We start from the raw sequence: 7,546 nt of genomic DNA, 5'->3' as shown, positions 1-7,546 counted from the left end.
TATGGCGCCAGATTACTTACGTATACTGGAACGCCATATTTTTAATTTTTAAAAAATATTATTTTTAGTTTTAAGATTTAAAAAAGAAAATATTAAATATAATTTAATATAACAATGTTTATTATTACTATTTTATTTTAAGGAGAAAATAATGGAAAAAGAAGAAAAAATATATTTATTTTCATACGGAACTATTCAAGATGAGTTATTCTATAAAAATTTATTATCACCAAATTGTGTTAGAAGACCAGCAATTTTAAATGGTTATGCTAAATGTGTTGATGAAACAACATACTTTTTATTAAAAAAAGATATTGCACACCAAGTTAAAGGAACGCTTTTTGAAATCACTAAAGAAGAGTTATTTATGATTGATAGATGAGAAATGTTTCCGCAATACCAAAGATTTCAAGTTAATGTTATTGCTACTGATACAAATGAAATTGTTGAAAATGTTTATGTTTATACAAAACTAGAATATGGTAAATATTATTTAGCAACAGAAGAAATGGGATTTTCAAAATCACCTAATGAAAATGAGTTAAACCTAAAATCATTTATTGAAATTGAAAAACAAACAGAACTATTTCCATTAATGGATAATGCTATTTTATACGAAGTAAGTGATGATGAATTTGAAAAAATAATTCATTTAACACATCCATATTTGGCTTTAGTTTTAGATGATAAGGTTAATAAAAATTATTTAGTAGAGCCTTATGCTGTATTGGCAGTTAAATTAAATGAAAAAAAATATGCGCTTTTAATTTCATTTGGAAGAAAGAGCACTTTAAACAGTATTTTTTATTATCATGCCATGGAAGACAAAATGGAAAATGCTAAAATAAACCGTGAATTTAAACCACTTTACAATTTTGATATTGAATTTTTAAACAATAAAAAACCAATCAAATATATCAATTTAAAAAGAGATTTCCAAATAGATGAACCTAAATTTGGCATTTTTGAAGATAAAGCATATGAAATTACTATGAAAGACTTTGACATTGATCCTTTTAGAAGATTAGATATTATGTTAAAAGCACTTGAAGATAACATTAAATAATTTATGATTGATAAGAAACTTATAAAAAATATTTCAACAAACCCAGGTGTTTATTTCTGAAAAGATAAAGACGGAAATATTATTTATGTAGGAAAAGCAAAAAATTTAAGATCACGTATGTCACAATATTTTGATCCTAAAATGCAAAACTCTTTTAAGACTCCTGCAATGTTGGAAAAAATTTTTTCTTTTGAAACTACAGTTTTTAATACAGAAGATGAAGCTTGTATTTTTGAAAGAAAATGTATAAAAAAATATAATCCCAAATATAACGTAATTTTGCCTACACAGGCAAATTTTCCTTATATTTGCATTTATAAAAAACCTAATGACTTGAAAATTGAATTAAGAAACAAATATAAGAAAGAGAAAAACTGTTTATATTATGGTCCAATAATACAAAGTAAAAAGTATAAACTTTTAAGCAAGTATTTAACTCATTTATTAAAAACAAAAGATGGTTTTATTCTTAAAAAAATGAGTCCATCAGAAATTGACCTAGCATTTGAAAAAGCTAAGGAAATATTGAATTTTAATAAAGAGTTTAAATCTCAACTTATTGAAAAAATTAATTTTGCTGCAAATAATTATGATTTTGAACGTGCTTCTGAATTGAAAGAAATCTTAGAATTAATTGAAAATAAAAATTTAACACAAAATATCGAACTAAAAACAAAAAAATCAATTGATGTTTTTGGAATTTTTATCGAAGAGGATAAGATATTTATTTCAATTCTTTATTACCGTTTTTCAAGTTTAATAAATAAAAAAGATTTTCAATTTGAATTATCAAATTATAAAGATGAATTTGTTTTAAATTTTATTGAAGATTACTACAAAAAAGCTGAAATCCCTGAAATTATTGTTATTGAAGATCAATATAAAGATTTGCTATTTACAAATGAAATTAAATATAGAATAAATAAGAATAATAGTTTAAATTTTCAAAAGTTATTAAGTTTAGCTACCGAAAATGCAAAAAATGATATTACAAATAAGATTAAGAAAATTAATAATAATATTAATATTGAATTAGCAATTAACGACCTTAAAAATATTTTAGAATTTGATCTAAATAGGTTTGTTATTTTTGACAATTCATTTCAAGCTAAAACAAAAGAAATTGTTGGCCAGGCAATGGTTTTCCATAATGGAATTAAAGTAAAAAAATATAACCGAAATTTTATTTTAAATAAAAATAAAAATAATAATTCTGACTTTAATTATATGTTTCAAAATGTTTCTAAGTTCTTTAGTGATTCAAATCTAGCTAATGAAGTTAATTTAATTTTTGTTGATGGTGGTTTTATCCAAATCTCTGCTGCTCGCAAAGCCTTAAAGGAATTAAATGTTAATTTACCTATATTTGGATTAATTAAAAATGATAAGCACTTGTTTGACAAATTAATTAATGATAAAAATATTGAAATTATTATTAATAATTCAAATACAATTAACTATTTAACTAATATCCAATTTGAAATTGATAAGGAAGCAAAAAGAATATATAACAAAAGACATAATAAAAAACTTTTTGAAAGTTTATTAACAAATATAGAAGGAATAGGACCAAAAACTGAAAAAAAATTATTAGAAAAATTTGAAACATATCAAAATATTATTAGCACAGATATTGAAGAATTAAAAAAATATGTCTCAGTAGATATTGCGAAAGAGATTAAAAAAATTAAATTATAGAAATATAAAGTGCTTTTATATAAACTTTAATTTAAACTCTATATATAAAAACCCAAAATACTTTTTAATAAGTAAATTTTGGGTTTTTTTATTTTTCAATAATATTTTTATCTAAATAATCTAAATTATAAAAATCATCATAATTAATTAAAATATCAGGTTCAACACCATGTTCTGAATTGATTTCTCGTTCATTAACTTTATATCATGTTGTTGAAGGCGAGCTGATTAAAATTGAAGTACCATCATTTAATACTAAAGGTAAGACAGAAGATGTTCCACCACCACTTTTTTGCCCAATTATTTTACCAATTTTCATTTCCTTAACTATTGCTGAAAAAGAATTAGCTGCGCTAAATGTGTTTTTACTTGTTAAGATATAATAGTTAAAATTGTCAAATGCATCATTGTCATTATAATTTCTATCTTTATTAGCATCGATTTTATAATTTTCTGTTGTTTTTGCATTGCTTTGCATTTCATAACTATGAGCGACTATATCCTTATTAGTTAAAAGTCCTAAAACACGATACATAGCACCAATATTTCCTCCACCATTTTGAGAAATATCAATAACAACATTCTTAATTTTCTTATTCTTACTAATTTTTTCAAGCGTGTTCTTCATAAACTCAAAAGAATCATTTAAATAATATCCATTATTAACTTCTTGATCTGAAGCAGTTCTAAAACTATTTAATATTATGTAAGCAAAATTATTTCTAACTATATATTTATCTTGATAAATTTCTTGTTCTAAATCTATTCTTTGATTCTTTAATTTTTGACTTACTTGGTAATGTTGTATTCTTTCAGAGCCATAATTACCAACAGCATAATCTCTTATATTTTTAGAAGTATTGCTAAATGCATTTAAAAAAATAAAATTAGTATGCAATTCATTCATTTTCTTGAAAAATAATTTTGCATAGGCTTTGTTATATATTTCCGGATTAGTACTTAATAATTCATGTTTTAAAGATTCTACATAATCTTGAAAGGAGTTAATATTTTTATAGTTTTTTAAACCATAAAAATAGTCTAAATTAAATAGTAAATTATCCAAATTATATTTACGATCTTTTTTTGTTTCACTATAGTTATTGAATTTTCCTTGACGATATTGAATAGCATTTTCATCACCTTCGCCAAATGAAAAATATTGCCCAAAAACCTTGGTTCCGTTGTAATATAAGTTGTAATAGTTTTGACTACAAAATAAAGTATTAAAAATACTAAATGGAATATAAGTTCTTCCATTTTTTTTGATAATATCAATATTATATTTTTTTAAATTAAAACTAATAGTTGGATCTATTTCATATTCATTTTCTATCTTAAAGCCGGAAAATAGTAAATGTCGTGAATAATTAGTAGAACTCGTTGATTTAACAAGATTAAAGAAATTTCCGCTAGAAACAAAAATGTTATCACTATCGGCATCAATTTCCATTTTGTGATTTTTATTAAATAATACTAATTTATTATTATCCTCATTACTCTTTTTAATTAAACTTGTATTAAAAAAGCCATCAAGATCTTTAATTATTTCTTCCACATCTACATATGGTTGAGCATTTTCACCATCTTTAAAATATAGATTAATATTATTTGATTTTATAAAATAGTCTAAGTTAGCTAAATTATTAAATTGCGTTTTCTTAATCTTAAAATTACTTTCAATTAGTTGATCCACATTCGGTTTTTCTAAATCAGTTCCATTATTTAAAAAATTAAAACAAGAAATTGTTGTTAATGGTGTAAGAGTTAATAAAGAACTTGCTAAAAATAAAATTTTTTTTCTCATATTTTTTTCTTTCATTTAGATTATTATCTTTAAAAATTTTACATTTTTTATCACTATAAAAAATAAAAAAATTCTAAATAAAAATATTTATAAAATTGATCGCTAAAAAATTTTTGTGCTAAAATATTATATGCAACGGTCGTGTAGCTCAGGGGATAGAGTACGTGCCTTCTAAGCATGTGGTCGCAGGTTCGAATCCTGCCACGATCGCCATTTTTTTTATTCTTTTTTTTACAATAAAACCTTTTTATAATAATTCAAACTTTATAATTTAAAATCTAAAGCATAATTAAAAGTGCTTTATTTTTTCATTTATTTTTAGCAAAATTTAATGAAAATTCAATTTTAGTTATATAACTCAAATAAATAAAATAAAAAAACGGAGGCTAAATTGAAAAAATTAAGATTTTTCATATTACCTTTTTTGACCACATTACCTCTGATTGCAATGTCAGCCAAATTAGATAATAACGATTTTAAAAGCGAAGAAGAAAAACAAAAACTTTTTGTTTTGTATGATTTTATAAAATTGACAGGTCGACAAAATGCTGAAATAATAAAAACATATGATGTTGTTAGTACTATCCCTGAAATTAAGACGGGAAAAATGTTTTGATTTAAAAATAAAGGATATTCTATTATCAGTGATATCAATAATAAAATTTATGAAGTAAACCCTGATATGGAATTAGAAGATTTTGATTTTTTAGAAGCATTCAAAATAAAATATCTTTCACACGGAAGATTTCTTGGAGTTCCAAGATTTGAAAATAGAGATAAGCCATGACCAGGTGAAAGAAAAAGAGACAAAAATAAAATAAAGATAATTAAATCAAAGCAATACGACGATTTTAAATTATCTGATTATAATGCTGTTAAATCAGCAAAAACAAATGATGAATATAAAAAATATGATATTCATAAAGAAAAGAATGGATTAATATATTCTGATTTTGATGTTCCTAATGCATGATGATTTAAATGTGCTGATTACAATTCATTTGGCATTAATTCTGATTTGAACTCATTTAATGTTGATGATTTACCTCAATATCATTATTATAAGGAATTTCCATCATATTATAATAAAACAGAAACATATATGAAAAAATCAAATGGTGGAATCTGTGGATATGTAGCAGTTAATATGTTAATTTTATATAATGAATTTTTCTGTGGTTCTGGATATTATAGTGAATGAGAAAAAGAAAAATTTTTAAAATTAAAAAATTCTAATTTTAATCAAACAAGTGTCTTAAATTTAAAAGAAAATATAAATTTAAATATAATGCCAAATTTGAATAGCAATTTTTTAAAATATTTGTATCAAAAAACATGATTTGGTAATGGTGTAAACCATTGATGACATACTAAATATATATCAGAATCAATTTTAAGAGATAAATGATGAAACTCTAAAATTAATTACGATTATTTAGGATCTAGTGGTCCTAAACTGACTTGAGATTTGATTACTAATTCTAAGAAACCTACATTATTTTCTGGTAAATATACTGGAGTTAGCAAAAATGAAGAAGAAAATAAATTTTGAAGTGGAGGACATGCAATTGTCGGCTATGGTTCATATAAAGATGGCAGAATCTTATGTAATTATGGATGAGGAAAAAATCATTCACAAATGATAATTACTAATTATGATTATGAATTTAAAAATTCTTATGTTTTTTCGATATCACATAAATGAGCTGGAGAATCTGAAAAACTATTTAATTTAAATGGAGAAAAATATACTGGTGTAGAAATGACTAATAAATTAAGAAAAGAGGGGTATATTGATTAATGAATACTAAGAAAATAATTTTAATAATTTTTGCAATAGTTTTTTCAATTGCTTTTATTTCATTGATTTCTTTGGGCATTCCAGAAACTAAGAAGGAATATTTTGGATGATATGACTAAAATTAAAAATAATTTAAAAAATAATTGAATAATTTTACTTTTCTTTTACTCATTTTTAGTTGCCTTAATATTTATTGTAACATTACTATATACTCAAAGTTTTTTAGAATGAGATGCACTTAATAGTGGTATAACTTGACATGAAGAATATGAAATAGGAATGCATATCTTTTGATTTGCTCCATTTAGAGCATCATTGCTTGCATTAATAATAATAGCTATTATTAGCATAATTGTATTGTTTTTTGTCTTTAATCAAAAGAAGATGAATTTAGGTAAAAAAGACAAAATTGTTTTAAGTGTATTATTTGCTTTTAATTTTTTATTATTATTTTTATCATTTACATTTGTATCTGTTTTAATTAGTTCAATAGATAATGTTTTATGAAATTTAAAACAACATTATTCTCATGTTGAAAAGTACTTAATCGATAAAAAGAAAAATGTAATTTCAACAATGTATTCACAATACATTAATAAATACGAAACATTCTTATATCTTTCAGCTTCATTCTTTACTTTATTTTCTATTTTTCAAATTTATCATTTTGGTGAAATTATTCATAAAAAATTTAAAACTATTAATGAAATAAACAAGATTGTTCAAAAATAAAATTGAAATAGTAAATATAAACTTTAAAAATATTTAAATGACACCTTCTTAATTTGGTGTTATTTTTTTAATGTTTTTTTATTCTTTTATTAATTATTAAGGCTAATGCAATTAAATTTTTTATGTTATTTAATACTTAAAAGCACCAACTACTTTAAATTAAAGTTATAGTTGATATTCAAAATTAAATAATAGGCTTTATTTATAATAATTATTTGCAAAAAAAATTTAATTAAATTAAAAGTTTTTTTAAAAATTTTTTGAATAAATTTACAAACTAATTATATTTTTAAAAAATATTATTATTAATATTTAAAATAAGTAAAATATAAATTAACTTAGATAAAACGATTTAGAAAATAAATAACAATTAAAAAAAATAAAATATTTAAAATTTAAAACATTGGCGTTCCAGTTATTTCTGTTTTTGTAAAAATATATA

5 protein-coding genes and 1 tRNA gene are annotated in these 7,546 nt (G+C 22.1%); 5 read left to right on the top strand and 1 reads right to left on the bottom strand.

The window, feature by feature from the left end; all coding sequences use genetic code 4:
* Positions 1-151: 151 nt before the first annotated feature.
* Positions 152-1,066, top strand: a complete 915-nt coding sequence (locus ACQW0Y_RS02930) for a gamma-glutamylcyclotransferase family protein (protein ID WP_427867656.1) — start codon at positions 152-154, stop codon at positions 1,064-1,066.
* Between the two features lie 3 nt (positions 1,067-1,069).
* Positions 1,070-2,764, top strand: coding sequence for a GIY-YIG nuclease family protein (locus ACQW0Y_RS02925; RefSeq protein WP_427867655.1), 1,695 nt, complete (start codon positions 1,070-1,072; stop codon positions 2,762-2,764).
* Positions 2,765-2,852: 88 nt separating this feature from the next.
* On the opposite strand, the gene ACQW0Y_RS02920 is transcribed toward ACQW0Y_RS02925, so the two are convergent.
* Entirely contained in the window at positions 2,853-4,571 is a 1,719-nt protein-coding gene (locus ACQW0Y_RS02920; protein WP_427867654.1) for a S41 family peptidase, read from the bottom strand.
* A gap of 137 nt (positions 4,572-4,708) precedes the next feature.
* Between ACQW0Y_RS02920 and ACQW0Y_RS02915 the strand changes: the two genes are divergently transcribed.
* From ACQW0Y_RS02915 to ACQW0Y_RS02905, 3 genes are all read left to right on the top strand, one after another.
* Positions 4,709-4,784 (top strand) — tRNA-Arg (locus ACQW0Y_RS02915).
* Between the two features lie 235 nt (positions 4,785-5,019).
* Positions 5,020-6,372: a putative cysteine peptidase gene (locus tag ACQW0Y_RS02910; RefSeq protein WP_427867653.1), complete on the top strand. Its 1,353-nt coding sequence runs from the start codon at positions 5,020-5,022 to the stop codon at positions 6,370-6,372.
* Positions 6,373-6,483: 111 nt separating this feature from the next.
* Positions 6,484-7,104, top strand: a complete 621-nt coding sequence (locus tag ACQW0Y_RS02905; RefSeq protein ID WP_427867652.1) for a hypothetical protein — start codon at positions 6,484-6,486, stop codon at positions 7,102-7,104.
* Positions 7,105-7,546: the final 442 nt, after the last annotated feature.

Origin of the sequence: Mycoplasmopsis arginini (assembly GCF_965278885.1) — a bacterium.
Taxonomy (GTDB): Bacteria; Bacillota_I; Bacilli_A; order Mycoplasmatales; family Metamycoplasmataceae; genus Metamycoplasma; species Metamycoplasma arginini_B.
Note: the sequence above shows the minus strand (reverse complement) of the source record. Positions and strands in the feature narration are given on the sequence as shown.